The sequence below is a fragment of the Myxococcus sp. AM011 genome, from assembly GCF_013372595.1.
Classification (GTDB): Bacteria; Myxococcota; Myxococcia; order Myxococcales; family Myxococcaceae; genus Myxococcus; species Myxococcus eversor.
Map to the genome: position 1 here is coordinate 23,821 of NZ_JABXEM010000052.1, position 24,825 is coordinate 48,645.

Sequence of the window (24,825 nt, forward strand, 5' to 3'; positions counted from 1 at the left end):
AGGTGACAAGGGGTGGGCACGAATGACGAGTGGTTCGCTGAGGTGGGCCTCATTGCTGTGCCTGGGAGCCCTGCTCCTCACGGGGGTCGCCAACGCCCAGGGGTCCACCACGCCGGAGGCGCTCCGCGCCGAGCGCCGGATGCGCCTGGTGAAGGTTTGGGGTGACGTCCGGTTCCGCCATCCCCGGGCCTTCTCCATTCCCGCCGAGTGGGATGCCGCCTTCCTCTCCGCGCTGCCCAAGGTGGAGGCGGCGCGGGACGCGGAGTCCTATGCCGCCGCGGTCCAGGGCATGCTCGCGACCCTGGGAGACGGGGCCACGCGGGTGGAGCCTGAGACTCCGCCCACCGTCTCCAGCAAGCCCCCCACGCTTCGCGCGCTCAAGAGCTGGGAGAAGGACGTCCTCGTGCTCGACCTGCGCAACCTCCTGGGGCCCCAGGGGTATGCGTCGTTGCAGGAGTTGGAGGGGACGCTGGACGTGGACGCGGCGAAGGCTCGCGCGGTGGTGTTGGACCTGCGCATGCGCGGCCTCCAGCGCTACGGCGTCTCGTGGATGGTGGCGCGGCTGTTGCCCCACTTCATCGACGGCGAGCTGAGCGTTCCTGGCTTGCGCGCGCTTCGCCACGATGGACTGCGGCCACAGGATGACATGCAGAGCTTCTACCGCTCCGAGTTCAAGGTGCCCACGGCGGAGGTCGTCACGGGCACCCCGGGCAAGAAGCCCGCGCTGCTCGTCTTCCTGGTCGACGGGGACTCCGCCATCGACCTGTCCATCCTGGCCCTGCGCGCTCGCGGCAAGGCGCTCCTGGTGGCCGAAGGCCCGCTCGATGACGGCGCGATGAACACCCAGGACTCCTTGCCGCTGGGCGAGGGATACCGCGTCCTCTTGAGCCTGGACGAGCCGGTGCTGCCCCTGGAGCCGGACGTGAGTCGCCCCGTGCGTGCGCGTCTGGAGGGCCCGGATGAAGGGATGCGACAGGCGCTCCTGCTGGCCTCCCGCCCACCCAAGCCGAAGGCCCTGGCAGCGCTCTCACGGCCCACGGCCGCCTGGCGCCCGGAGCCGAGCTACCAGGACTCGCTCTATCCTTCCCGTGAGCTGCGGCTGCTGGCCGGGGCCAAGCTGTGGACGGTGGTGCGCTTCTTCTTCGCCTACCCGGAGCTGATGGACCGGCCCTGGGAGTCCCGCTTGCCAGTGCTGCTCGAGAAGCTGGACGCGGCGAAGGACGCGACGGCGTACGTGCTCGCGTTGGCCGAGGCGACCACCTGGCTCCAGGACGCCCATACGCGCGTGCGAGGCCACCCGGAGCTTCAGCGGTTCTACGGCGTCATCCCGCCGGTCTGGGTGACGGACGTCGACGGCAAGGCGGTGGTGGTGAAGGTGCGCGATGCGGCCTCCGCTCAGGGGCTCGCTCCAGGCGACATCATCGAGAAGGTCGACGGGGAGCCCATCGACGCACGGGCGCGCCGTTTCGCCCCCTACGTGGCGGCCTCACTGCCCGGCTACCACAGGGACATGACGCTGCTGCTCGCGCTCGGGGGCGCGGAGGGCTCCACCGCCGTCCTGAGTGTGCGAGGTGCCCAGGGGCCCAAGGAGGCGAAGCTCATCCGCACGCCCCGGGCGAAGCTGCCTCCTCCGACGGGGGCGTCCTTCCGGGTGATGGAGGGGAACATCGGCTTCGTGGACCTGGGGACGCTGGAGGTCGAACAGGTGCCCCAGATGTTCGAGGCGCTCAAGGACACTCGCGGCATCGTGTTCGACCTGCGTGACTATCCTCGCGGCACGCTGTGGGCGCTCGGGCCCTACTTCGACGTGAAGGGCTCACGCCCCTATGCCGTGTATGAGCGCCCCTATGTGGGCGGCCCGCAGCACGTCGGCTGGGTGAAGTCCGTCGACGCGCTGGCGGAGAAGGGCACTCCCAAGTATCGGGGCCGCACGGTGACGTTGATTGATTCGCGAGCCATCAGCCAGTCCGAGCACACCGGGCTGATGCTGGAGGCCGCGGCGGACACCGTCTTCGTGGGCAGCGCCACCGCGGGCACCAACGGCGATGTCACCCAGGCGGTGCTGCCCGGCGGCGTCACCTTCTATTTCACCGGCCAGCAGGTGCGTCACGGGGATGGTCGGCAACTGCAGCGCAAGGGGCTGGAGCCCCACGTGCTGCTGCGGCCGACGGTGGCGGGGCTCCAGGCGGGCCGGGACGAGCTGCTGGAGCGCGCCGTCCAACTCCTGAGCAAGGAGCCCGCGCAAAAAAACGCGGCCTCGAATCGCTGAGTCAACGGCAGAACCCATCCGCGCCCGAAGGCCACCGCGCTCGGACTTATGAACTGGTCGGTTAAATAGTCTTGACGGGGGAGACCCCGGACTCTAGATATTTTAAACGACCGGTTCATAAGTCGAGGTGGGCATGACGGACTTCAGCGGCAAGGCGGCGTTGGTGACGGGCGGCACGCGGGGAATCGGCGCGGCCATCGTCCGACATCTGGCGAGGGGTGGCGCTGACGTCGCCTTCACCTATGCCAACTCCGGGGAGAAGGCGGCGGCATTGGTGGAGGAGCTCACGGCGCTGGGCCGACGCGGCGTGGCCATCCAGGCGGACAGCGGAGACGCTCACGCCGTCCGGCGAGGCGTGGAGCGCGCGGCGTCGGAGCTGGGGCGCCTGGACATCCTGGTCAACAACGCCGGCATTTTCCCGTCCGGGCCGTTCGAGGACGTCTCACTCGAGGAGGTGGACCGGACCCTGGCGGTCCACGTCCGGGGCGTGTTCGTCGCCACCCAGGCCGCGCTCGCCCACATGCCGCACGGTGGCCGCATCATCTCCATCGGCTCATGCTTCGCGCAGCGCGTGCCCTATGGCGGAGTCACTCTCTACGCGATGAGCAAGTCCGCGCTCGTGGGCCTGACGAAGGGCCTGGCGCGGGAGGTGGGCGAGCGAGGCATCACCGTGAATGTGGTCGACCCCGGTTCGACCGACACGGACATGAATCCGGCGGATGGCCCCCACGTTTCGGGCGAGCTGGCGCTCATGGCGGTCAAACACTTCGCCCTCCCCGAGGACATCGCCGCCACCGTGGGACATCTGGCCGGCCCGGGCGGGCGCTTCATCACCGGGGCTTCCATCGCGGTCGACGGTGGCTTCACCGCGTGACTCGCATCCGTCGGAGGTGGTCATGGCGTGGCTTCTGTTGGTGGTGGCCGGCGCCCTCGAAATCGCCTGGGCGCTCGCGCTCAAGCGGGCCGAGGGGCTGACGCGATTCTGGCCGAGCGTGCTGGGAATCAGCATCGCCCTGGCCAGCCTCGTGCTGCTGGGGCTCGCGCTGAAACACCTGCCGGTCGGAACGGCCTACGCGGTCTGGGTCGGCATCGGCGCGGCCGGTGTCGCCGTCTCCGGCATGTTATTCCTCGGCGAGCAGGTCTCGGTGGCGCGCATCGTCTGCCTGGCGTTGATTGGCATCGGCGTCGCGGGCCTGAGGGCAATCGACGGATGACGACGAAGAAGGCGAAGCAGAAGCAGCCCGCCGCGGTGATGGGACGGCCCCGAGGGTTCGACCGCGACGAGGCGCTCGTCGAGGCCATGCGCGTCTTCTGGGCACGCGGTTACGAGGGCACGTCCATCCAGGACCTCGTCGAGGCGATGGGCGTCAACAAGCCCAGCCTCTATTCCATCTTCGGCTGCAAGGAGGAACTCTTCCGTGAGGCCGTGGAGCTCTATGACCGGACCGAAGGACTCCACGTCACCCGCGGCCTGGAGGATGCGACCTCCGCGCGCGCGGCGGTGGAGGACATGCTGCGCGCCAATGCGCGGGCCTATACCGCCGCCGACAAGCCTCGCGGGTGCATGATTGTCCTGGCGTCGCTCCTGGGCGCACCGGAGAACGCGGCCGTCCGGACCTTCCTCGCCGAGAACCGCCTGAGCGGTGAGCGCGCGCTGAAGCGCCGGCTCCAGCGGGGAGTCGCCCTCGGAGAACTCCCCAGGTCCGCCCCCGTGGAGCAGCTCGCCGCGTTCTACACCACGGTGCTCGAGGGCCTCTCCATCCAGGCCCGCGATGGCGCGTCCGTCGCGAAGCTGAACGCCATCATCGATGCCGCGATGCTCGCGTGGCCCGCCACCGCCCGGTGAGCCGCGAGCCGGCGCCCCCGCTCGCGGCGGTGGACTCGATTCTCCGAGGGAGGCGGCTGATACACCCGGAAGTATAAGAATTCGAGATAAACTGATTGAGGTACGGCGGCGAGGGTGGCGAGCGCTCCACCCACCCCTGAGCCAGCTGACCCGGTGGGGTGTCGAAGTCGACATGCCTCCCTCCCGGTGAAACATAGACCTGGATTTTTGCTCACAGTGCGGGCTGGCGGTCCGGGGCCTGGGATGAAACACCTGTAAACAGCGGCGGTCGTGACTCGCGGAGGGGCACCGGGAACCACTCCGAGTGAATACGTCCCGAGTGGAGACGAGAAGGCGGGCGCCGTGAGCCCCCCTCCGTGTCTCCGCGTCGGCCCATTCCCTCGGTGGGCCGTCCTCTCTGCTGATCGCTCCCAGAAGGCTCCCAGGTTCGGTGGAAATCCCGTATAGGGCCTGCTCGCAACGTGCGCTGCACGCGAGCGCCCCAGAGGGGGGATTTGAGCCCCGGGGACTGCTCTGGAGGATTGGATGGAGTTGTCGAGTCTCGAGTCGAATTTCTGGGCAATCGCACCGGGTGTCATCGGCGCCGTGGGACTGCTCTTCTCTGCGTACTTCTACTTCCGGGTCAAGGCACTCCCCGACGGCGACGCGACGATGAACCGCATCGCGGGATACATCCGCGAAGGCGCGATGGCGTTCCTCGTGCGTGAGTACAAGGTGCTCGCGGTGTACTGCGCGGTCATCGCGGTGTTCATCGGCTGGGCGCTCGGGGGCCTCGCGAGCGCGAGCTTCGTGGTGGGCGCGTTCTTGTCGCTGCTCGCCGGCTACATCGGAATGAAGGCCGCGACGTTCGCGAACGTGCGCACCGCGCAGGCCGCGCGCACCGGCTCGAAGCCGAATGCGCTGCTGGTCGCGCTGGATGGCGGCGCGGTCATGGGGCTCGCCGTCGCCGGCCTGGGCCTGATTGGCATGGGCGGCGTCTACTACTTCTTCAGGGGCCACGCGCAGCTGTCGCCCATCCTCCACTCGTTCGCCGTGGGCGCCAGCTCCATCGCGCTCTTCGCGCGCGTGGGCGGCGGCATCTACACCAAGGCCGCGGACGTCGGCTCCGACATCGCCGGCAAGGTCATCGAGAACATCCCCGAGGACGACCCGCGCAACCCCGGCGTCATCGCCGACAACGTGGGCGACAACGTGGGCGACGTGGCCGGCATGGGCGCCGACATCTACGAGTCCATGGTGGCCGCCATCGTCGCCGCCATGGCGATTGCCCTGACGGCCAACGCCACGGAGCTCTCCCGCCTCGTGGTGGACTCCTCGGCCACGGGTGGCGCGAAGGTGGCCGGCGTGGTGCTCCCGCTGGTGCTGTCCGCGGTGGGTCTCGTCGTCAGCGTGCTGAGCATCTTCATCGCGCGCGCCCTCAAGAAGATGAACCCCGCGCAGGTGCTGCGCAGCGCGCTCATCCTGCCCCCCGTCATCCTGGTGGGCCTGTCGTACGTGATGATGAACGTGTTCGGCCTCTCCCAGTCCATCACCGTGGCCCTGGCCGCGGGCGCCTTCGGTGGCGCCATCATCGGCCTCGTCACGGACTACTACACGTCCTCCACGCCGGTGCAGCGCATCGCCGAGGCGTCAATCACTGGCGCCGGCACCAACCTCATCCGCGGCCTCGCCGTCGGCATGGAGAGCGTGGGCATCTCCATGGCCACCATCGCGCTGGTGGCCTACATCGCTGACCAGGCGCTCGGCCTGTACGGCATCGCGCTGTCCGCGGTGGGCATGCTGGGTGGCACCGCCGTCGTGATGACGGTGGACGCCTACGGCCCCATCTCCGACAACGCCGGTGGCATCTCCGAGATGTCCGGCCTGGGCCCCGAGGTCCGCGCCATCACCGACGAACTGGACGCGGTGGGCAACACCACGGCGGCCATCGGCAAGGGCTTCGCCATCGGCTCGGCGACGCTCACCGTCATCGCGCTCTTCTCGGCGTTCAACCTGGAGGTCAATCACACGCGCGTCGCGGCCGGTCTGCCGGAGATGAGCCTGCTGCTGACCGACCCGAAGGTCATCGTGGGCCTGCTGCTCGGCTCCATCCTGCCGTTCATGGTGGGCGCCTCCACGATGCTCGCCGTCGGTCGCGCGGCGGGTGCCATCGTCGAGGAGATTGGCCGTCAGTTCCGCGAGATTCCCGGGCTGATGGAGCTCAAGGCGGACCCCGACCCCAAGAAGATCGTCGACATCGCGACCAAGAGCGCGCTGCGCGAGATGATCTTCCCGGGCCTCGTCGCCGTCGTCGCCCCGCCCCTGGTGGGCTACGTGCTGGGGCCCAGCGCCCTGGCGGGCCTCCTGGCCGGTGCGCTCGTCGTCGGCGCCACCATGGCCCTCTACATGGCCAACGCGGGCGGTGCCTGGGACAACGCCAAGAAGTACATCGAGAAGGGCAAGTTGCCGGGCCACGCGAAGGGCTCGCACGTCCACAAGGCCGCCGTCGTCGGCGACATGGTGGGCGACCCGTTCAAGGACACCTCGGGCCCTGGCGTTGCCATCCTCATCAAGGTCATGAGCGTCGTCTCCCTGCTCGTGGCCTCCCTCATCGCGCTCCGCTAGTCAGCGTCGATGACGCGGCGCCTCCTGACCCGAGGCGCCGCGTGCGTATGTAGGACAGCCAACACCTTTCCAAGACATGTCGGATAGGGCGCCGGGAGCGGCGCGCGAGCCCGTGATAGGCTTCACGGTGTTCCGCGACCGCCTGGGCGTCAGGCATTGGAAGCAGCAGACGCGCGCGCGTTCGCACCCGCTGTCTTCCGCTGTCAGAGAGGTGTCCCATGGTCCTGGAGCTCTCCCAGCAGCAGATTCGCCTCCTCCATGCCTGTCTGGCTGAGAGCATCGAGGAGCTGCACGACGAAGTCCTCCACACAGACATGCGCGAGCTTCGCGACGAGCTGCGGGGGAAGCTCCACGAACTGCAGGCGCTCCAGCGTCAGGTGGATGTCCTGAAGCAGGGCGAGCAGCCCGCCCTCTGACGGGGAGCGGCCCGCGCCTGCCTCGGGGGGGCGGGCGTCAGGGCTGGAGCTGCGCTCCCGCTTCACCCTGGCGTCGCAGCTCGTTCACGGCCTGCACCGCCTTGACGAGCGTGACGACGATGTAGACGCGGATGATGAAGCCGAAGACCTGGGGCTTGCCGCCCTGGGCGACGGTGTCCATCAGCGTGATGAGCGTGTCGCCGACATACAGGACGATGGCGAGGATGGGGGCCACGCGGGTGCCGCGATAGGTGAAGAAGCCGAGCACCGCCGTCACGGCGCCGAAGAGGACGGAGCCAATCCCCATGCCCAGTGCTTCCAGCGCCTCGTTGGGAATCGCCATGGCGATGACGCCCACCAGGGTGTTGAGGCCCGCCAGGAAGTAGAGCATGTACGCGGCGGACTTGATTCGCTGCTCGGGGTCCGTGCTGGAGCCGGGCAGGGGGACTCCATCCCGCTTCACCGCCAGGTCCACCTGGAGCACTCCCGACTGGATTTGGACGCTCAGGGTGCTCCCGTCAGGGAGCCTGAAGTCCACGCCCTTCTTGAGCTCGGACGAACCGCCATCCGTGGTCCCCACCACCTTGCCGTCGAGGGTGACGGTGAACTTCTTCCAGAACAGTCCCCAGGACAGTTCCAGGCGCTGCGGCCCTCCGGCCTCCAGCGCCAGCTTCTTCGAACCCATGTGAATCCCCCACCGCTGACCCGAATCGGGTCGTGAGGCGGAGGCTAGCCGTGCATGTGGGGCGATGCAAAAGGGGCGGCGGAGAGGGTCGTCCTTCTCCCCATCCCGCGAATCAGACCGCGAATTCGCCGTGTGCCGCGAGCTCCGCGACCCGGCCCGGCGGGGGCAAATCGATTCGTTTGTCCCGCTTGTCCTTCAGCCAGCCATCGATATCGAGCAGCCACCACTCCTCGATGGTCAGGGAATAGAACCTGCGAGGCCCCTGGCCCAGGAACTCCGTGGAGGGAAGCATCCATTGGCTCCTCACGGACTCATCCGGGAAGTTCCACTGGTAGAAGTGGCCGCGCCACTTCTCCAGTTCGAACTCATCCACCGCATGGCAGGTGCCGCTGAATTGCAGGCCATCCAGCCCGACTGGCGAGGTCTCTTGGAGGTCCGTCCGGAAGAGGGACCCGGAAAGCGCCGCGTTCTCCTCGATGTTGCGCGAGTGCCGCGCCTCACGCATCGAATACCAGAGGAGGCGAACCCGGGTGTCGATGTGAGGCACATAGTTGACGGTCGACGCCCAGGCCCTGCCCTCCGCCGAGGCGGTCGCGAGCGTGACGAAGCGAGCGGTCTTCAGGAGCAGCTCGAGCCGCTGCAGGAGCGCATGAGATTGCGTCGTCATTCGTTTCTCCTTCAGCCCAACTGGCAATCCAGCAGGATGGCGTGGGGCTTGCGCAGATAGGCTTCCATCCACGGGGGGGCCTCTTCGATTCGGGAGAAGCTCGGAGGCCAGACCGCTTTCCACTTCACGGAGGTGAACCCCGCCGCTTCCAGCGCTCGCTCCATGGATGCCCTGGACCAGTAGCAGGCCGTGACGCTGGCTTCGGCGGAGGAGTGGAAGAGGTCCAATCGAACCGGCGCTCCATCGACATGCGGTTCGTCCGCCACGAGGCAGAAGCCATAGGGCCTGTAATAGCCGACGCTGGGGTCGTAATCCGGATTCAGGCAGGGCGTCATCAATCTCCCCCCGGGGCGCAGCACGGACGCCATCTCCTTGCACATCGCCTCCAACGCCGTGCGAGTCGTGGCATAGGGCAGGACATAGACCCCCACGACGAGGTCGAATGGGTCTCGCAGGGACGCCGACAGCTCGGAGGTGTATTCGATGCCTTGAGGTCTTTCCTCCTCGAGCTTTCGCGCATGTCTCAGCATGCCCGTGGCCTGGTCGTAACCCACCACGCGAGCGGCTCCTCGGGACTTCAGCAGTCGAGCGTACAGCCCGCTTCCACATCCATAGTCGAGCACGCTGCATCGCGTGAGATTCCCCAGGGCATGCAGCACGCTCGGGAATTCAATCTCTTCACGAAATGGCCACTCGTCGGCGCTCTCGTAGGCAGCACCCAGATCGTCGAACTGACTCTCGGAGGAAGAGGCTGCCATGGCCGTGTCTCCATTTGGATGAGAAGACTGTTGATGACATTCGCATCATGCGGACGCATGGGCTTTGCGTCAATCGGCCGCGAGGAATCAGGATGCGTCTGACGGTGCTTGTCGAAGAGGTTGGGGCGATGAGTTGCCCGCAGTGGAAATCAAACTCAAATCGGTGCGGGGTCGGGTCAGGGAAATCCAGTGCGTGACCCTGGTTGGATGTGTATGGTTTTTCGCCCGCTCGGGTAGCGGCTCAGCTCCGGGCCATCCACCCGGCGACGATGATGAGCAGCATCGTCAGGTGGAACCAGCCCAGGTTGCGCGCGAGCAGGGCCCAGCCCTCGCCGGAGCCGGGCGCGGTGCCCGCGCGGATGGCCGCCAGCTCCTGGTAGCCCAGCACGAGTCCCACGAGCCCTGGAGCGAACCCGAGGAAGCCCGCGGTGGCGAAGAAGAGCGCCATCGTCGCGCGCGGGGAGGGCTTCTCTCCCAACGCCACCTTGTGACAGCGCAGGCAGAGCATCCGCTGCACCTGCCACTTGCGGCACCCCTCGCACAGGAAGGTGCCACAGCGGCTGCAGATTCCATCAGCAGGGCGCTCGGGATGCAGGGGGCACGAAGGAGCGAGCGTCGCGTCCATGCCCCTCTGTCTACCATGCCCCCGTCGAACGGGGCACGCCGGACCCGGTGTGCCGGAGTCGGGGCCCGCGCTCAGACGGCCGTCCAGCCACCGTCGATGTCGAGCACCATGCCGGTGGCGTAGGCGCACGTCGCCAGGAAGTACGCGGCGTCGGCCATGTCGCGAGGGACACCCGGGCGCTTCATGGGGACGTGGCTCGCGAGCGTGTCGAGGAACACGCCCACCTGGGTGGCGGGCACGCCCCAGTCGATGGCGGTGTCACGGGTGAGGCCCGGTGCGGGCTGATTCACAAACGCGGGGCCCCTCACCCTACCGCACGGCATTCGATGTCCTTGCCGGACACGAACAGCATGAGGACCCACCCATGAAAAACAGACGCCTCCTTGTCGCGAGCTTCCTGGCAGCGCTCCTCTCTGCCTGCGGGAGCGGCACTGTCGATGATGCCGAGCCCCCACTGGAGACAGCGGAGTCCGAGCTCATCTCCTGCGGGCCCCTGTGCCCGCCTGGCTACACCCAGACGGGCTTTGCCTGCAGCACCGCGTGTTTCGGCAATTGTCCCAACGCGGTGTCCTGCTCGCCCACTCCGGCCACGGCCGCGGTCTGGGGGACGCCCCAGACGGTCAGCGTGCCAGCGGGCGGGCTGGCGACGTCGCGCATCTGCTGGAGGACCTCGGGGCTCCGGTATCCGGTGTGGATCAAGGTCAGCGCGAATGGCGCGCCCGAGCAGCTCTTCACGAAGGAGAGCAACGCCGGGCAGCACTGCGAGAATGCCCCGTGGATTCAGGCGAACAGCTCGTATGTGTTCAGCATCCGCACGGCGAAGTCCGGCGGCGCCATCCTGACGAGCGGCACCGTCGTCGGTGTCCCGGCGCCCTGACGCGAGCGTCCCCGCGCCTGGCTCGCCTGACGGTGTGGGGGGAATGGCTGGCACGACCCAGGAGGAGACCCGGGTCGTGCTGTCAAGAGCCGCGTGGGTGGGAGCCGATTTCGCTGCTCATTCCGGAAAAGCGTCACCGCCCGCAGCCAGCATTCCGTGGAAGTACGTATCCCTTGCGGACCGAGGTTCTCGCCACGACCGACGTACTGGTGGTGGCGGGAGCCTGGCGGCTGCCGTGTCTTTCAACGTGAACCTTCGTCGCTTGCGCAGCCCGATGCGTCGCGCCCGCCTTGGGCGTCACCCGAGAGAAAACTCACCATGCAGATGCGGAAATGGCTTGTCTCGACCGTGCTGGGCCTTGGCCTCGTAGGGGGTGCTGGATGCGGCCCCCTGGACGATGGACAAGCTCCTGGAGCCCCGACGGAGGCCACCCGGCCCGAGCCCTCGCAGGAGGAGTCCGGTGGGAATGTCTCCGCCATGGCCGCGACGGCCATCTCCTGGTCGGACTTCTCGGCGACGGAGGTCGTCTATCGCTATTCGTGTGCGACCACCGTCTACGCCCACACGTGTTCGTTCTGCGCGTCCGACGGCTTGTACTCCGGGGAGTACGCGACCAGCGGCTGCACGTCTCCTGGGGACTTCACGCACACCTGCTTCACCTGCGACAAGGCGCTCTTCCCGTTCACCGAGCGTGTCGAGTTGCCGGATGGTGACCTCATCGACGTGACCATCGACCACAGCGTCGCGGCCTCGGACGTCGTCGAGTTCCGCCTCCAGTCCGCGTCGGGCATCAGCCGGTGGAAGCAGGTGACGCTCATCAGCAGCGGCCAGCCCTGGAAGGTCTGGAACGAGTCTGGCAGCAGCTGGTGCAACTGGCCGTCGCCGTCGACCTCCAACTGCGACACCAACTCGGAGTGGTCGAGCGTCATGCTGGCTTCGGGGACCAAGTTTGTCTTCAGCAAGTCGAAGGGCATCTTCGGCACCCATACCGACGTGTACGAGCTCTCCAACCTCTCGTCGATGCTCACCGGCGGAGACCGCGTGACGTTCCGCTGGGTCCAGGACTGAGCGGTCGGTCATCACCGGGGGCAGGTCTTGTACCCGCCTGTCCCCGGGTTGTTTCGCTCCCAGGAGCCAGGCTCGATGTGACACGGAGTGTGGAATCCGGTGTACTGTGTGTCGCCCGACTCGCGACCCAGACATCCGATGCCGCTCGCCGCGTCACCGAAAGGCCCCCCTCGCCATGGACTCCTCTTCCTCGCCCAAGAACCCTCAGCGCGCCGTGGTGTGGTCCGCGATGAAGTCGTATGTGAACGAGGCCGTGTCGACGGCGAAGGCGCGGCTCAACGAGCATGTTCCTCAGCTCGGCGCGCTGGAGCAGAAGTATCGGCGGTTCTGGTTCTCGCGCATCTACCACCACAACTTCTGGCTGGACTCGGAGTCGCGTTCGGGGCCGGGCTCGACGCTGAAGGCGACGGAGTCCATCCGCCGGGAGCTGCCCGAGGTGCTCCGCAAGGCGCGTGCGCGGACGATGCTGGACGTTCCCTGTGGCGACTTCAACTGGATGAAGCACGTGGAGCTGGACCTGGACCAGTACATCGGCGCGGACATCGTCCCGGACCTCATCGCGCTCAATCAGCAGCAGCATGGCAACGAGCGCCGCCAGTTCATGGTCCGAGACCTCATCCAGGATGACCTGCCGAAGGTGGACGTGGTCATGGTGAGGGATTTGTTCATCCACCTGTCGTACCGGAACATCTTCCGGGCGCTGACGAACCTCCGACGCAGCGGCACCGAGCACCTGCTCGCGACGACCCACGTGGGACTGAGCCAGAACGAGGACATCGTCACCGGCATGTGGAGGCCCGTGAATCTGAGGCTGGCGCCGTTCAACTTCCCGGAGCCCCTGCATCTGGTGGAGGACCCGCACAAGGGCCGCCACATGGGCCTGTGGCGGCTCTCGGACCTGGAGTTGGGTCAGACCACCGGCGCCTGACGCGGACTGGCCGCACGCGAGTCCTGGCCGCGGAGTTCGGGCGGGAGCGGGGCGCGAAGCTGGAGGTGCTCGCCCGAGCGAGGGTGCTGGAAGGCGAGCGACTCCGCGTGCAGCAGGTACCCGCCGTCTCCGGGCAGGCCGGGGTTCTCGGCCAGAGGCAGGCCTCCCACTGCGAAGAGCGGGTCTCCCACGAGTGGGTGGCCGATGAAGGCGAGGTGGATGCGAATCTGCTCGGAGCGCCCCGTGTGGATGTCCACCTCGAAGAGGGTGTGCTCGGCGCGCCGCTCCAGCACGCGCGCCGTGCTGTGTGAGGGCTTTCCTCGCGCACTGGCGCCATGCACCTCTCCCAGCAGGGGATGGGGCACCAGTCCGATGGGCGCGCGGATGTCGTAGGTCTCCTCGGTGGCGAGTCCCTGGGCCAGCGCGCGGTAGCGCTTGTGGACGCGGCCCTCGCGCCAGTCGCTCGCCAGGCGCGCGGCGGCGTCGCGGGTGCGGGTGAAGAGCACCAGGCCCGACGTCGCGCGTCCCAGGCGATGCATGGGGACGGCCTCGGGCCAGCGTGCCTGGACGAAGGAGAGCAGGGTGTTCTTGAGGAAGCCTCCCGAGGGCAGGGTCGGCAGGCCGCTTGGCTTCACCACGACGACCAGCTCCGCGTCCTCGAACACGAGGTCGAAGGACTGAGGCGTATCCGCCTCCTCCCACGGTGGGCGGTGCCAGCACAGCAACTGCCCGGGCTTCAGCGGCTCCGAGCCATCGGCGACGAGGTCATCGAGTCGCACCTCGCCCCGAGCGAAGCGCGCCCGCCATTCCTCCTCCGAGGAGTGGCGATACTTGTCCGTCATGTGGGCGAGCGCGCTGCTGCCCGGTCGGCTCCCGAGCTTCTCGCGGTACACATAGCCATCGTTGAGCAACACCCGCGCACCCTACACCTCACGGGCGCACGACGGGAGGCGTGGCTGGGCTCACACGGAGCCCTGTCGGTTTCGCCATCGCCGGGCGATGCGTCGCTCGTAGGCCCGAATCCCAGTCCATGGTGCCTTTCACGAGCCTGAGTCCCAGGTTCATTGGAGGAGGATTCCATGGCTCGTTCCGTCAAGCAGCCCGACGCGCCCTTGCCCCCCGGCACGCCCGCGCCACCCATCGACGCTCCGGTGTCTCCGGACCAGAGGCTCTCTCTCGAGCAGTTCCGCGGCGCTCCGCTGGTGCTGGTGTTCTACCCAGCCGACTGGAGCCCCGTCTGCAGCGACGAGCTGTCGCTCTTCAACGAGCTGCTGCCGGAGTTCGAGCGCCTGGGCGCGAAGGTGGTGGGCGTCTCCTGCGACGGCGTGTGGTGCCACCAGGCCTTCGCTCGTGAGCGCGGGCTCCACATGATGCTGGCCTCGGACTTCCATCCCAAGGGAGCGCTGTCGCGCGCCTACCACGTCTACCGGGAAGACGACGGCGTCTGCGAGCGTGCCCTCTTCGTCATCGACCCCGAAGGGAAGATTTTCTGGAGCCATGTCTCGCCCATGGAGGTCAACCCCGGCGCGGACGGAGTGCTGGATGCGCTGGAGCGCCTCACCGGAACGTTCAGCTCCGAGGCGGCCGGAGGACAGTCCCAGCAGGAGGCGAGTCCATGAGCAGGCTGCGCATTCCCGTGGGTTCCCAGGACCACCTCATCGGCCCGCCAACGGCACGACTGACGTTCGTGGAGTACGGCGACTTCGAGTGCCCCTACTGTGGAGCGGCCTACTGGGAGGTGAACAAGGTGCTGGCCGCGATGGGCGACCAACTACGCTACGTCTTCCGTCACTTCCCCCTCACCGAGGCGCATCCCTTCGCGATGCAGGCCGCCGAGGCCGCCGAGGCCGCGGATGCACAGGGCCGCTTCTGGGAGATGCACCGCCTGCTCTACGAGAATCAGGAGGCGCTCGACGCCGAGTCCCTGCTGGCCTACGCGCGGACGTTGGACCTCGACATGGGGCGCTTCGCCAGGGACCTCTCCGAGCACCGCTTCCTCGAACGCATCCGCCGGGACTTCATGGGTGGCGTGCGCAGCGGAGTCAGCGGCACCCCGGGCTTCTTCATCAACGGCCGGGGCTACCTGGGTGACTTCAGCGCACCCGCGCTCCTCTCCGTTCTCCAGGGCGGTGATGTCGGAGTGCCCGACTACTCCTGAGCCATGAACCGGAGCCCCCGGAGTCCTCGCCGCAGGCCAGGGTTCCGGAGGCTCGAGTCCTCTCGCTTCCCATGACTGAACAATGACAGTCTCATGGAGGCGGACACGCCGTCGGGCGCGGGGGCCTGCGTACCTTGGCGGTCGGGTGCTCCCACCCGTTGTCATCCCCCGGGGCCTTCGTGGCCCCACGCGCGAGGAGGCGCGTCTCCCAATCGCCATGCAATTCACCCTCCCAGGTCTGTGGGCCCACATGGGCCTCTTCGCGAGGCTCATCGTCATCGCGATGGGCGTCATGTCGGTGCTGTCCCTCATCATCGTCGCCGAGCGCGCATTGGTCTTTCGTGCGTCCCGTCGACACTCCCGCAAGTTCGCCTCGGAGATGGGCACCCTGCTCGCGAAGGGTGACTTCGACTCCGCCTCCCAGGGCAAGCCAGGCGTGGACGTGGGCTACCTGGGCCGGACCATCCGCGCGGGGCTGACGGCCTACCGCATCTCCTCGGACGACAGCCGCGACGAGGTCATGGAGTCGGTGGCACGCAGCCTGGAGCGTCAGGCGCAGCGCGAGGTGCAGAGCCTCAAGCGCGGTCTGGGCCATCTGGCCACCGTGGCCTCCACCGCTCCCTTCATCGGACTGCTCGGTACGACGATGGGCATCGTCTCCTCGTTCGAGCAGATGGGCGCGACAGGGACGAGCGGCCTGGGCACCATCTCCGCGGGCATCTCCGAGGCGCTGGTCACCACCGCCTTCGGGCTGCTCGTCGCCATCCCCGCGGTGATGGGCTACAACTCCTTGCAGGGTTGGGTGGACGCCCGCGCGGTGGACCTCGCCGAGGCGAGCAACGAGTTCCTCGACGTGGCGGCTCGGGCCCTCAAGCGCGCACGCGCCTCCGTGATGGCATGAGGCGCGAGCGACCTACTCGGCGATGAGCAGCACCTCGCGACTCGTCTGGTTCGTGGAGAGCGCGTACTGGTAGTCGCGCTCTCTCACCGTGACGCGCCGCTTGTGGCGCTGGAGCAGTCGCTTCAGCTCCTCGATGGAAGGCACGCCATCCGAGCGATAGGACACGACGAGGATGCTGTCCTTCCATCGCTCGAACACCGCCTCGAAGGCGGAGGCGATGCGCGCTGGCTGCGTCCACGGCGTCTCCACGCGACGGTAGGGTTTGTGTTTGTAGCGGTCATCGAACCGCTTCGGCCAATCCCTGTACTCCGTCAGCCCCTCCAGGAAGTGATAGAAGCCCAGATAGTCCACGCCGACGCCCTTGGCTGAAACATACGGCGGGTCGAGGTACGCCAGGTCCGCCCTGCCTTCGAGGAGCGCCGCGTCCGCACACGTCGCGAGGTTCGCCCGGCCATTGTCGAAGACGGCGTCGCTCGCGACAGCGGCTTGCTTCGCCACGTGGTCCGCGAAGGGCCTGTCCCATGTCGCCTTGTTGCCGAAGGAGCGCTCGACGGTCGCCTCGCGCATGTAGAGGTTGGCGCGGTGGAAGAGGTTGTACGGGCGCTTCGCGATGCAGGCCTGGAACACCGCGTGGTACGCGAGCGCTTGCCGGTAGTCCTCCGTCAGCTCCGCCAGGTTCTGCGCCACGACGTCGAGGAGCTGGTTCTCCTCGTCCGGGTAGTAGATGCCGCCGAAGGTCCTCGCGATGAAGTCCTCGTAGGTCCGCTTCCGTCGAACGAGGAGTGACACCACGTCTTCGGGCGCCAGGCGCGTCGAGGGGTTCTCGATGAGCGCCTTGCCGATGAGGTGATTGGAGCGGAGGCAGTCGTTGTAGTGGACCTGCTTGCCGTGCACCTTGAAGAGATAGGAGACCGAGCCCGTGCCGCCGAAGAGGTCGACCACGGAGTCGAACTCCAGCGGCCGGAGCTGCTCCCAGAGCCAGCCCAGGACCTTGAGCTTGCTCCCCTGATATCGGGTCGCCGGGAAGTTCTCGATGCTGGTCAACCTCCCTCCACCGGGACCGGTTTGGGCGTCTCCGTGGAGGGCACCTGGTTCGCTGGAGCGATGGCGGGCGCGGACTCCGTGGCCTCCGGCGGCTCGTGCCCGCGCAGGGCGATGGCGGGCAGGGAGACGGACAGCACGCCCACGTCCAGGAACCCGTGGAACCCTTCGTCGTCCAGTGAAGGGAGCATGCGGATTCCAGGCGGAGTCCCGGCCGGAATCGCGACCTGGGGACCGGGGGTGAGGCCCATGACGTCGCAAATCATCTCCCCATCCTGCTCCAAATCACAGCCCCACCGCCGGCCCTGCGCGTAGCCCACCTCCAGGACCTTCAAGTCCCGGGTGTTCTGGAGCAGGTGCTTCGACATGGGGACGAAGTCGTCGCTCCAGTCCGCGTCACCCAGGCGCGTATGCGCATTGCCGGCGAGCACCAGGAACACGTCCTTCGGCCGCGAGGCGCGCGGGTTCAACACCTTGCGAGCCATGTGGGCATCGCGTGCCTTCCCATGATTCATGTCCGTGTCCATGGCCACCACGGAGACAGCGCGGCCAGCGGCACGCAGCGCGCGGGCCCGGTCGATGAGGTCCATCACCGCGCGGCTGCCTCGGCCGTCCTGCTGCAGCTTGCGCCAGAAGTTTCCCTGCAGCAGCGCATCCTGGTCCGCGGGCTTCCCGGCGCTGGAGAGATAGGTGTTGATGCGCTCCTGCTCCTTCTCCGGAATGGCGAGCGCCAGCGTGACGCCGTGTCCCGTCCGCGCGGCCTCACACGCCAGGTCTCCCACGGTGGTGGGAATCTCACGCGTGCCGAGCTGCTCGCCGATGAGCAACGTCAGCCCCGGCTTCAGCATCGCCTGGAAGCCCTGGACCTTCCGTTCGCAGGGCTCCTGCACCTCCTGCTTCCAGCGCTTGAGATAGAAGGTCGGGTCCCTGGCGAAGGAGTCATCGCGCGTGAGGCGCAGCGAGCCGGTGAGCGTCTCCAGCGAGGGGCGTGACTCCAGGCGCAGGGTGAGGGCCTGCTCCAACTCCAAGTCACGGGTGCCCTGGACGGCGCCGTCCATCTCCATCCAAGGCGCGTTGTCCCGCTCGCGCTGGGCCAGCTCCACGGGGGCGCCTCGCCTCACGAAGCTCTGCTCGAAGCGCTCCATCAACATGAAGCGCGAGTTCAATTCCCCCGAGGCCTCGGGCTTGATTTCGACGTCGTTGCCGAAGGACACGCGCTTCATGCGGAAGATGCGGATGACGGAGGCGCGCTCGGAGAGCAGCTCGCCGGCCACCAGATATCGCGTGGCGTCACCGTCGCTCTGCCAGCCCCAGGAGCTGTTGCCCATCTGCGCGGTCCGCCACTCGGTCAGCAGATACTTCGGGTCCTCGAGCGGCTTGAGCACCCAGCCCTTCTCCGTCATGAGCTTCGTGGCCTCGGCCAGGGCCTTCTCCACGGGCAACATGAAGATGTGCTCGTAGCGGGGTGCCTCCGGTGCGGGGGACGCGGGAGGTGGAGCCGGTGCCTGCGCCACCGCGTCCTCCGGGGGCCGGGCGGTTGTCGCACAACCGACAAGGAACACAGCGAGACCGACCAGGGCTCGACGCATCGACGGGCTCTCTTCCCTCAAGGTCCAACAGGAGGGCTGGAACGCTCGATTGCCCGAAGAATATCGCGAGGTGCCCGCGAACGCCTGCCCACGATACCGGGCCGACGCTGGCCGTTCCCTCACCTGCTTGGACGTCATCGAACCACAGTGAGGTGCCGGACGACTCACCGCTGCCGCCCCCATGCCCGGTGACGGGTCGTGCGGACGAGCTGGTGGGTCGTTATGCAGACGCCCTACTTTCAGGTCAGGAGGAAGCGTCCATGAGCGGAACCTCGTCACGACCCGTCGAGAAAAGCGGAACCTTCAAGCTGGGCGGCGACCTGCCCATCCATCGCCTGGGCTACGGCGCCATGCAGCTCACCGGTCCCGGCATCTGGGGCCCTCCCAAGGACAGGGCGGAGGCCGTGCGCGTCCTGCGCCGCGCCGTGGAGCTGGGGGTGGACTTCATCGACACCGCCGACTCCTACGGCCCCTTCGTCAGCGAGGAGATCATCGCCGAGGCCCTGCACCCCTACGCCAAGGGCGTCGTCGTGGCGACCAAGGCGGGGCTCGTGCGCACCGGCCCCAATGAGTGGCACCCGGTGGGCGCGCCCAAGTATCTGCGCCAGGAGCTGGAGCTGTCCTTGCGCCGCCTGAAGCTGGAGCGCATCGACCTGTACCAGCTCCACCGCATCGACCCGAAGGTCCCCGTGGAGGAGTCCCTGGGCGAGCTGAAGGCGCTCCAGAAGGAAGGCAAGATTCGCCACATCGGCCTGTCGGAAGTCTCCGTGGAGGAGATTGAGCGGGCCCGCAAGGTGGTGGACGTGGTGTCGGTGCAGAACCGCTACAACCTCACGGACCGCGTGCACGAGAAGGTGCTCGACTACTGCACGCAGGAGAAGCTGGGCTTCATCCCCTGGTTCCCTCTGGCCACGGGCGGACTGGCGAAGGCCGGCGGCGCGCTCGACTCGGTGGCGAAGAAGCACCAGTCCACACCCGCGCAGATTGCCCTCGCGTGGCTCCTGGCCCGCTCGCCGGTGATGCTGCCGATTCCGGGCACCTCCTCCGTGAAGCACCTGGAGGAGAACCTCGCGGGCGCGGAGGTGAAGCTCACCAAGGACGAACTGGACGCCGTGTCCGCGCAGGCGTCGGGGCGCTGAAGCCGCGACGTCCCGACGCGGCGAACCGCCGTGGGCCAGTCGACGCCCACGGCGAGCCACCCCTCGGCATCAAGGCGTGCCGAAGTCCTGGGTCCAGTAGTGCCGGTAGGTGCTGCCGGGGGCATTGAAGTAGCCGATGCCGATGTGCACGAGCAGCGGGTTCATGATGTTGGTGCAGTGCCCGCTGCTGGTCATCCAGCCGTTGACCACCGCCGCTGGCGTGGAATACCCGGCCGCGACGTTCTCCGCGGCGCGCCGGTAGGTGTAGCCCGTGGCGGTGATGCGCTGCCAGGGCGTGGAGCCGTTCGAGCCGGTGTGGCTCATGAAGTTGTTGGTGCCCATGTCCTTGGAATGTCTGCGCGCCGCGCACCGCAGGCTGGCGTTGTGCGTGAGCGCGGGAGCGGGCGCGTACGACGTCGTTCCACAGACGGCGCCCGCGGCCCGGCGTTGGTTGACGAGCGTGAGGACCTGGTCCTCGAAGCTCGCCCACGCCGGGTCCCAGGTCGCCACGTCGTCACACACCGCGCTGGCCGTGACGTTTCCAGAGGCCGTGCCACCGGTCTCCGTGCGGACCGCGGGCACCAGCGCGCCTTCCTCCTCCGCGGCGGAGATGGGCGTCTCGGGACCTCCACAACCTCCAAGCAGCGCGGCACCCAGCAGGAACACGGGAATGGAGCGGGAATTCATATCGAATCCTTTCTCAGCCAGACGTGTGGCCGCCTCGCGAAAGGCGGTTCCCTCATCCTGGCGAGGCTCGACTCGATGTCGAGAGGGAAACCTGCGCCCGCCTGCTCGCGCGGTGTCCTGCCGCCCATCTCTCTTCCAGGGGACCTCGTCGACATCCGAGCCATGAGGCCCGCGTTCGGGGGTGGTCTGGGGTACGCTGTAGGTGACTCTCTCAGCGAAGGCATGCCACCATGACCGCGCAGCTCCGCGACACCGTCGAATACCGCAAGCACGCCTTCGAGCTCGCGGGGGTCCGTGGCTCGGGCCTGTTCGAACCCTCCGCCCACGGGCTGACGCCCCGGTCCATGTCGACGGCCTGCCAGCGAGGCTTCCTCTGCCTCTACCGCGTCGCGGACAAGCGGCTCCAGTTGGAGGAGCTGAGAATCGGCCTGACGGCGGAGGAGGAGCAGGCCGTCCAGGAGGGCCGTGGCACGCCGCTGTCCGGCCTGCTGCCCACCTACCTCAGCGAGACGCACGAGCGGGTCATCTACACGCGCCTGCGCACCCCCGTGGCCTTCACCGGGGGGCTCCTGGTGGTGGACGGCTTCACCCGAGGGGTGCCCTACCACGACGGATTGCACCCCGCCTGGAGCAGCAAGCGCATCCAGGAGCTGCTCTTCGAGGGCGGGCGACTGGTGGAGGAGCGCGACTGCGGCGAGGTGATGACGCGCGTGCGTGAGCGGGTGCGCGAGAAGTCGCTTCAGCTGGACCTCGCGCCCCACCGGGCGCAGCTCGCGGAGTGGCTCACGGACGCGTTCCGCCTGGACTACGGCCTGGCGGCGGCGGGGGCACCGCGCGGAGGATGAACCGGGGGAGCAGCTCCTCGCGGAACTTCCTCCAGAGGCCCACGTGGTTGTAGTTGCCCGCGGTGAACATCACCACGAGCTCCAACTCGGGGACGACCATCACCAGCTGTCCGCCGTTGCCGCTGGCCTCGTACTCGGAATACACGCGGTCGCCGACGCGCAGCTCGTGGCGCCACCACGCATACCCGTAGGTCCTTCCGGGCTCCATCGTCGCGTGGAGCGCCGTGGAGCGCTCGACCCAGCGCTGGCTGATGATGCGCCGCTCGTTCCACACGCCGCCTGAGAGGTAGAGCTGCCCGAGCTTCAGCGCGTCGCGGGGCCGCATGAAGATGCCGCCTCCCAGGTACTGCTCCCCTGAAGGCATCAGGTCCAAGTGGTAGCCGCGCATCTGGAGCGGCTCGGCGACGTAGCGGGTGAAGAACTCCGGTATCCACGTGCGCGTGGCCTTGCTCAGCACGCCGCCCAGCAGGTTGATGTTCGCCGAGCAGTACACGCCCTTCGTGCCCGGCGCGCGCACCATCGGCAAATCCAACGTGTACTTGTACCAGTCGGGCACCGTGTCATCGAGCCGCTCCTCGTTGCCCGGAGAGGCCTCGTCATCGTCGTCACACGCGAGGCCCGTCGACATGGTCATCAGATTTTCGACGGTGAGCTTGCGCTTGCGCGCATCCAGGTGGGCGAGCTTCCCGTTGTACTTGGGGAACAGGGAGACCACGGGCGTGTCGACGGTGAAGGGCGCGCCCTGGTCCAGGGCGATGCCGAGCAGGAGCGGCGCATACGTCTTGGCCGCGGAGCGCAGGTCATGGGGCCGCTCCTTGTCGAAGCCGTGGAAGTACTCCTCGAGCACCAGCTTCCCCCGGCGCGCGATGAGGAGCCCCTGGATGGCGGGCGTCGAATCAGGCCCGGGTTGCTGGTCCAGGATGCCCTGCACGAGCTCGCGCAGGGGCTCCACGTCCATGCCGACGTCGCCGGGCGAAGCCGTCGTCCAGCCGTCCCGCTCCGCGACGGGCTTCTCATACGCGTACGTGCCCGACGCCGGCGTGCGCGGGTAGAGGCCCACGGCCTGGTCGCGCCCGCGCGGGGTGAAGTCGAACGTGGCGTCCAACGACGGGTAGAACAAGGACAACCGTCGGGCCTGGGCATCGAAGCGCCCCTCCAGGCGAGTCGTTCCCTTCGTGGCGACCAGCCTGACGAGGCCGTCCTGGACGCTGACGCGAAACAGCAGCCTGTTGCCGAAGTTGCGCTCCGGGTTGCGGATGAAGGCGCTCAGCGTGCCGTCGGCGTCTTTCTGGACAACCAGGTACAGCGAGAAGCGGTCCTCCAGGGGCGCCACCGTTCCACGCCAGACCTGGGCCTGGAGGGCGCGCAGCTCCACCGGCGTGGCGAACGTCATGCCGCTGGTGCGCACGCGCGGCTGAATCCAGTGCCCGACGATGCGCGTCCGGTCATCGGTGAGCCGCGCGCGCAGCTCGCCCTGGCCGCCGGGAAGGACGAAGGAGACAGCCTTCCCCTCCTGTCGCACCGGCACGTCGAAGCCCGCGATGCGCGCGCGCCAGGCACTCTCCCCGCGCGTCAGCGTCAGCTCGCCTCGGACCTGCGGCCCCAGGACTTGCTCACTGCCCCAGATTCCCACGAGGGACTCGGCCGCCGCGTCAGTCGGCACGGGCGCGGCTCCCATGAGCCATGGGAGCCAGGCGAAGAGGAGCAAGCGTGCCGAGAAATTCCTGGTAACCGAGTTACGGATGGGAGCCATGCCGCGAGGCAACCTACCATGGCCCGGAGTGGGAGCCGCGCATGGACGCCTGGGTGGCTGCCGGCCGCTGAGGGGCCTACTTCGGCCCCTCGCGGAAGATGGCACCCGCGAGGGTGGCCGCCACCGTCACTCCGGCGAACGCCACGAGCGCCGCGGAGACGAGCGCGAACAGCATGGGCAGCCCCGCGCCGAAGTACACGACGGCGACCCAGCCCACCCCCGCCGCGACGACCATGCGCGCGGTGCCCGCGAGCACGGGCCAGAAGACGCGCGCCACGCCCTGGGCGGCGAAGCCCAGGACGAAGCCCAGCCCCAGCAGGCCGTAGAACGGCGCGACGATGCGCAGGTACAGCAGGCCCGGCGCCAGCACCGCCTCATCCTTGCTGAAGAGGTGCAGCCACACGTTCGGCGCCACGGCGGCGAAGAGTCCAATGGAGCCCGCCACCGCGAAGCCCAGCCAGCCACCCACCCACGCCGTGCGCCGGACGCGCTCGAAATTGCCCGCGCCCGCGTTGGTGCCGACCATGGTGAGCACCGCCGTGCCCAGGCCAAAGAGCAGCGGCACGAGCAGGTAGTCGAGCCGGGACGCCATGCCGTAGCCCGCCAGCGCCTCCACGCCGAACAGGCCCACCGCGCCCGTGACGATGATGACCGTCAGGTTGGGCTGCACCGCGCTCAGCGCCGTGGGCAGGCCCACGCGCAGGATGTCTCGAATCAGGCGCGCCTCCAGGCGCACCGGTGCCAGGCGCAGCGTGGTGCGGCCCGACGCCAGGTGTCGCAGCAGGAAGAGCGCGGCGCCCACGTAGAACATCACCATGGCCAACCCCGCGCCCGCGATGCCCAGCGCGGGCAAGGGCCCGGCGCCGAAGATGAGCACGGGGGAGATGACGACCAGGATGCCCGCGCCAGCCAGCGTCACCGTCGCCGGCAGCTTGACGTTGCCCGCGCCCCGCAGCCCGGCCGCGAGCAGGTTGACGACCCAGAAGGGGATGGCGCCCGCGAACAGATAGTTCGAGTAACGGACCGCCGCCTCCAGCGCGCCCCCCGAGCCTCCCAGCGTCCGGTAGAGCATGGGGCCGAAGAGCCACGCGAGCAGCGTGGACGCAAGCCCCAGCCCGAGCGCCATCACCACCGCGTGCCACACCAGCGCGTCGGCGTCCTCCCGCCGGTTCGCCCCCACCGCCCGGGCAATCGCGGACGCCACGCCGCTGCCGATGCCGCCGTTGGACATCATCGTCATCAACATGAAGATGGGGAACACCAGCGACACCCCGGCCAGGGCGTCCGTGCCGAGGAAGCTCACGTACCAGGTCTCCGCCACCCCGACGAACGCCTGCGCCACCAGCACCACCGTGGTGGGCACCGCCAGCTTCAAGAGCGTCGGGAGGATGGGGCCGTGCAACAGCGCCTCCCGGATGCCGCTCGCGCCTCCGGGGCCTGGGGGCGTCCCGCGCTCGCTGCTGGCTTCGGTGCTCAAGGGGACCGCGCTCTTCAACTGCATGGTTCAGCTCCCGCGTGACGTATGATGAGCGTAATATGATGGAGCGGGGACTCGCAGTGAAAAACGCGCGAGGACGCAGGTGAGCACGAAATCCTTGTCCGGGAGAAGGGGTGGGGGGAGCGGCTCTCCAGCCAGGTCCATGACCGAGCGCTCGATGGCGCGCGTCATGGCATCCAGCGAGAGCGCGGGGGAAGGGGAGTGTGAGGGTCTGTCGCATGAAGGTGCGTCCCTCGTCATGGTCCAACCCCACCCTCCAGCTCGGGCAGCTGCTTCCCCAGCTTCAGCGCCAGCCGCAGCCGCGGCTGCGAGTCGCTCCAAATGCTGACCAGATGGCACTAGCTTGAAAAAGCTGTAAAACCATGAGACATGGTTTCACTCGCAGTGATGTCCATGGCCCGTGGTCAGATGAGGAGTTCATCGATGAAACACCATGTATTCCGAGCGCTTTTGGCAGCAGCGACCCTTGGC

The 24,825-nt window shown here is 68.0% G+C and carries 25 protein-coding genes; 14 read left to right on the forward strand and 11 right to left on the reverse strand.

The genetic code is table 11. From position 1 onward, the window contains the following. The first annotated feature begins 22 nt into the window (after positions 1-22). The 6 genes from HUW62_RS13605 to HUW62_RS13630 all read left to right on the forward strand — a co-directional run bounded on the left by HUW62_RS13605 (position 23) and on the right by HUW62_RS13630 (position 7,135). Positions 23-2,269, forward strand: coding sequence for a S41 family peptidase (locus tag HUW62_RS13605; RefSeq protein WP_176434691.1), 2,247 nt, complete (start codon positions 23-25; stop codon positions 2,267-2,269). Positions 2,270-2,402: 133 nt separating this feature from the next. Then, positions 2,403-3,143 carry a 3-oxoacyl-ACP reductase family protein gene (locus HUW62_RS13610; RefSeq protein WP_176434692.1) on the forward strand — a complete coding sequence of 247 codons (741 nt, stop codon included), beginning with the start codon at positions 2,403-2,405 and terminating at the stop codon, positions 3,141-3,143. Positions 3,144-3,165: 22 nt separating this feature from the next. Further along, positions 3,166-3,483 (forward strand): multidrug efflux SMR transporter, encoded by a 318-nt coding sequence (locus HUW62_RS13615; protein ID WP_163869194.1) that lies wholly within the window; start codon positions 3,166-3,168, stop codon positions 3,481-3,483. Continuing rightward, the gene (locus HUW62_RS13620) at positions 3,480-4,115 is read left to right on the forward strand and encodes a TetR/AcrR family transcriptional regulator (protein WP_176434693.1); all 636 of its coding nucleotides are present in this window, start codon (positions 3,480-3,482) and stop codon (positions 4,113-4,115) included. The genes HUW62_RS13615 and HUW62_RS13620 overlap by 4 nt, the downstream gene beginning before the upstream one ends. 525 nt (positions 4,116-4,640) lie before the next feature. Then, complete coding sequence (locus HUW62_RS13625; protein WP_163869192.1) at positions 4,641-6,719, forward strand: sodium-translocating pyrophosphatase; 2,079 nt, start codon at positions 4,641-4,643, stop codon at positions 6,717-6,719. Positions 6,720-6,937: 218 nt separating this feature from the next. Beyond that, complete coding sequence (locus HUW62_RS13630) at positions 6,938-7,135, forward strand: hypothetical protein (protein ID WP_163869191.1); 198 nt, start codon at positions 6,938-6,940, stop codon at positions 7,133-7,135. A gap of 37 nt (positions 7,136-7,172) precedes the next feature. Here the strand turns inward: HUW62_RS13630 and HUW62_RS13635 are convergent, their stop codons facing one another. The 5 genes from HUW62_RS13635 to HUW62_RS13655 form a co-directional block, all read right to left on the reverse strand. Beyond that, complete coding sequence (locus HUW62_RS13635) at positions 7,173-7,820, reverse strand: hypothetical protein (RefSeq protein ID WP_163869190.1); 648 nt, start codon at positions 7,818-7,820, stop codon at positions 7,173-7,175. A gap of 112 nt (positions 7,821-7,932) precedes the next feature. Continuing rightward, positions 7,933-8,487: a pyridoxamine 5'-phosphate oxidase family protein gene (locus tag HUW62_RS13640; RefSeq protein ID WP_163869189.1), complete on the reverse strand. Its 555-nt coding sequence runs from the start codon at positions 8,485-8,487 to the stop codon at positions 7,933-7,935. An 11-nt stretch (positions 8,488-8,498) separates the two neighbouring features. Then, positions 8,499-9,245: a class I SAM-dependent methyltransferase gene (locus HUW62_RS13645; protein WP_163869188.1), complete on the reverse strand. Its 747-nt coding sequence runs from the start codon at positions 9,243-9,245 to the stop codon at positions 8,499-8,501. Between the two features lie 241 nt (positions 9,246-9,486). Further along, on the reverse strand, positions 9,487-9,870 hold the full coding sequence (locus HUW62_RS13650) for a hypothetical protein (RefSeq protein ID WP_163869187.1): 384 nt from the start codon (positions 9,868-9,870) through the stop codon (positions 9,487-9,489). A gap of 71 nt (positions 9,871-9,941) precedes the next feature. Beyond that, on the reverse strand, positions 9,942-10,160 hold the full coding sequence (locus HUW62_RS13655; RefSeq protein WP_176434694.1) for an SDR family oxidoreductase: 219 nt from the start codon (positions 10,158-10,160) through the stop codon (positions 9,942-9,944). Between the two features lie 74 nt (positions 10,161-10,234). On the opposite strand from HUW62_RS13655, the gene HUW62_RS13660 reads away from it, so the two are divergent. The 3 genes from HUW62_RS13660 to HUW62_RS13670 all read left to right on the forward strand — a co-directional run bounded on the left by HUW62_RS13660 (position 10,235) and on the right by HUW62_RS13670 (position 12,743). Continuing rightward, positions 10,235-10,747 carry a hypothetical protein gene (locus tag HUW62_RS13660; protein ID WP_163869186.1) on the forward strand — a complete coding sequence of 171 codons (513 nt, stop codon included), beginning with the start codon at positions 10,235-10,237 and terminating at the stop codon, positions 10,745-10,747. 318 nt (positions 10,748-11,065) lie between these two features. Further along, positions 11,066-11,815: a hypothetical protein gene (locus tag HUW62_RS13665; RefSeq protein WP_163869185.1), complete on the forward strand. Its 750-nt coding sequence runs from the start codon at positions 11,066-11,068 to the stop codon at positions 11,813-11,815. A 175-nt stretch (positions 11,816-11,990) separates the two neighbouring features. Then, a complete protein-coding gene (locus HUW62_RS13670; RefSeq protein WP_163869184.1) occupies positions 11,991-12,743 on the forward strand; it encodes a class I SAM-dependent methyltransferase in 753 nt (250 codons plus the stop codon). Here the strand turns inward: HUW62_RS13670 and HUW62_RS13675 are convergent. Then, positions 12,725-13,657 carry an RluA family pseudouridine synthase gene (locus HUW62_RS13675; RefSeq protein WP_176434695.1) on the reverse strand — a complete coding sequence of 311 codons (933 nt, stop codon included), beginning with the start codon at positions 13,655-13,657 and terminating at the stop codon, positions 12,725-12,727. The two genes, HUW62_RS13670 and HUW62_RS13675, sit on opposite strands and share 19 nt — an antisense overlap. 165 nt (positions 13,658-13,822) lie before the next feature. On the opposite strand from HUW62_RS13675, the gene HUW62_RS13680 reads away from it, so the two are divergent. From HUW62_RS13680 to HUW62_RS13690, 3 genes are all read left to right on the forward strand, one after another. Beyond that, on the forward strand, positions 13,823-14,362 hold the full coding sequence (locus tag HUW62_RS13680) for a redoxin domain-containing protein (RefSeq protein WP_176434696.1): 540 nt from the start codon (positions 13,823-13,825) through the stop codon (positions 14,360-14,362). After that, a complete protein-coding gene (locus HUW62_RS13685) occupies positions 14,359-14,901 on the forward strand; it encodes a DsbA family protein (RefSeq protein ID WP_163869181.1) in 543 nt (180 codons plus the stop codon). Before HUW62_RS13680 ends, HUW62_RS13685 begins: the two co-directional genes overlap by 4 nt. A 217-nt stretch (positions 14,902-15,118) precedes the next feature. Continuing rightward, positions 15,119-15,802, forward strand: a complete 684-nt coding sequence (locus tag HUW62_RS13690; protein WP_176434697.1) for a MotA/TolQ/ExbB proton channel family protein — start codon at positions 15,119-15,121, stop codon at positions 15,800-15,802. A 12-nt stretch (positions 15,803-15,814) separates the two neighbouring features. Here HUW62_RS13690 and HUW62_RS13695 read toward each other — a convergent pair whose 3' ends face one another. Together HUW62_RS13695 and HUW62_RS13700 are read right to left on the reverse strand one after the other, a co-directional pair. Beyond that, a complete protein-coding gene (locus HUW62_RS13695; protein ID WP_176434698.1) occupies positions 15,815-16,846 on the reverse strand; it encodes a DNA adenine methylase in 1,032 nt (343 codons plus the stop codon). Next, complete coding sequence (locus HUW62_RS13700; protein ID WP_163869178.1) at positions 16,843-18,432, reverse strand: hypothetical protein; 1,590 nt, start codon at positions 18,430-18,432, stop codon at positions 16,843-16,845. The genes HUW62_RS13695 and HUW62_RS13700 overlap by 4 nt, the downstream gene beginning before the upstream one ends. Positions 18,433-18,692: 260 nt before the next feature. On the opposite strand from HUW62_RS13700, the gene HUW62_RS13705 reads away from it, so the two are divergent. Beyond that, positions 18,693-19,571, forward strand: a complete 879-nt coding sequence (locus HUW62_RS13705; protein ID WP_163869177.1) for an aldo/keto reductase — start codon at positions 18,693-18,695, stop codon at positions 19,569-19,571. A 69-nt stretch (positions 19,572-19,640) separates the two neighbouring features. Here HUW62_RS13705 and HUW62_RS13710 read toward each other — a convergent pair whose 3' ends face one another. Next, positions 19,641-20,258, reverse strand: coding sequence for a CAP domain-containing protein (locus HUW62_RS13710; RefSeq protein WP_163869176.1), 618 nt, complete (start codon positions 20,256-20,258; stop codon positions 19,641-19,643). Positions 20,259-20,488: 230 nt separating this feature from the next. Between HUW62_RS13710 and HUW62_RS13715 the strand changes: the two genes are divergently transcribed. Beyond that, on the forward strand, positions 20,489-21,103 hold the full coding sequence (locus HUW62_RS13715; RefSeq protein WP_163869175.1) for a hypothetical protein: 615 nt from the start codon (positions 20,489-20,491) through the stop codon (positions 21,101-21,103). Here HUW62_RS13715 and HUW62_RS13720 read toward each other — a convergent pair. Together HUW62_RS13720 and HUW62_RS13725 are read right to left on the reverse strand one after the other, a co-directional pair. Further along, entirely contained in the window at positions 21,042-22,766 is a 1,725-nt protein-coding gene (locus tag HUW62_RS13720) for a serine hydrolase domain-containing protein (protein ID WP_368670406.1), read from the reverse strand. The two genes, HUW62_RS13715 and HUW62_RS13720, sit on opposite strands and share 62 nt — an antisense overlap. Before the next feature lie 166 nt (positions 22,767-22,932). Next, positions 22,933-24,357 carry an MATE family efflux transporter gene (locus tag HUW62_RS13725; protein ID WP_163869173.1) on the reverse strand — a complete coding sequence of 475 codons (1,425 nt, stop codon included), beginning with the start codon at positions 24,355-24,357 and terminating at the stop codon, positions 22,933-22,935. Positions 24,358-24,825: the final 468 nt, after the last annotated feature.

What these genes read in the sequence shown, in the direction of transcription:
- HUW62_RS13670 (WP_163869184.1), top strand. Translation starts at nt 11,991, where the DNA reads ATGGACTCCTCTTCCTCGCCCAAGAACCCTCAGCGCGCCGTGGTGTGG.
- HUW62_RS13640 (WP_163869189.1), bottom strand. Translation starts at nt 8,487, where the DNA reads ATGACGACGCAATCTCATGCGCTCCTGCAGCGGCTCGAGCTGCTCCTG.
- HUW62_RS13665 (WP_163869185.1), top strand. Translation starts at nt 11,066, where the DNA reads ATGCAGATGCGGAAATGGCTTGTCTCGACCGTGCTGGGCCTTGGCCTC.
- HUW62_RS13615 (WP_163869194.1), top strand. Translation starts at nt 3,166, where the DNA reads ATGGCGTGGCTTCTGTTGGTGGTGGCCGGCGCCCTCGAAATCGCCTGG.
- HUW62_RS13710 (WP_163869176.1), bottom strand. Translation starts at nt 20,258, where the DNA reads ATGAATTCCCGCTCCATTCCCGTGTTCCTGCTGGGTGCCGCGCTGCTT.
- HUW62_RS13705 (WP_163869177.1), top strand. Translation starts at nt 18,693, where the DNA reads ATGAGCGGAACCTCGTCACGACCCGTCGAGAAAAGCGGAACCTTCAAG.
- HUW62_RS13620 (WP_176434693.1), top strand. Translation starts at nt 3,480, where the DNA reads ATGACGACGAAGAAGGCGAAGCAGAAGCAGCCCGCCGCGGTGATGGGA.
- HUW62_RS13645 (WP_163869188.1), bottom strand. Translation starts at nt 9,245, where the DNA reads ATGGCAGCCTCTTCCTCCGAGAGTCAGTTCGACGATCTGGGTGCTGCC.
- HUW62_RS13625 (WP_163869192.1), top strand. Translation starts at nt 4,641, where the DNA reads ATGGAGTTGTCGAGTCTCGAGTCGAATTTCTGGGCAATCGCACCGGGT.
- HUW62_RS13725 (WP_163869173.1), bottom strand. Translation starts at nt 24,357, where the DNA reads ATGCAGTTGAAGAGCGCGGTCCCCTTGAGCACCGAAGCCAGCAGCGAG.
- HUW62_RS13610 (WP_176434692.1), top strand. Translation starts at nt 2,403, where the DNA reads ATGACGGACTTCAGCGGCAAGGCGGCGTTGGTGACGGGCGGCACGCGG.
- HUW62_RS13660 (WP_163869186.1), top strand. Translation starts at nt 10,235, where the DNA reads ATGAAAAACAGACGCCTCCTTGTCGCGAGCTTCCTGGCAGCGCTCCTC.
- HUW62_RS13690 (WP_176434697.1), top strand. Translation starts at nt 15,119, where the DNA reads ATGCAATTCACCCTCCCAGGTCTGTGGGCCCACATGGGCCTCTTCGCG.
- HUW62_RS13630 (WP_163869191.1), top strand. Translation starts at nt 6,938, where the DNA reads ATGGTCCTGGAGCTCTCCCAGCAGCAGATTCGCCTCCTCCATGCCTGT.
- HUW62_RS13715 (WP_163869175.1), top strand. Translation starts at nt 20,489, where the DNA reads ATGACCGCGCAGCTCCGCGACACCGTCGAATACCGCAAGCACGCCTTC.
- HUW62_RS13635 (WP_163869190.1), bottom strand. Translation starts at nt 7,820, where the DNA reads ATGGGTTCGAAGAAGCTGGCGCTGGAGGCCGGAGGGCCGCAGCGCCTG.
- HUW62_RS13650 (WP_163869187.1), bottom strand. Translation starts at nt 9,870, where the DNA reads ATGGACGCGACGCTCGCTCCTTCGTGCCCCCTGCATCCCGAGCGCCCT.
- HUW62_RS13680 (WP_176434696.1), top strand. Translation starts at nt 13,823, where the DNA reads ATGGCTCGTTCCGTCAAGCAGCCCGACGCGCCCTTGCCCCCCGGCACG.
- HUW62_RS13605 (WP_176434691.1), top strand. Translation starts at nt 23, where the DNA reads ATGACGAGTGGTTCGCTGAGGTGGGCCTCATTGCTGTGCCTGGGAGCC.
- HUW62_RS13700 (WP_163869178.1), bottom strand. Translation starts at nt 18,432, where the DNA reads ATGCGTCGAGCCCTGGTCGGTCTCGCTGTGTTCCTTGTCGGTTGTGCG.
- HUW62_RS13685 (WP_163869181.1), top strand. Translation starts at nt 14,359, where the DNA reads ATGAGCAGGCTGCGCATTCCCGTGGGTTCCCAGGACCACCTCATCGGC.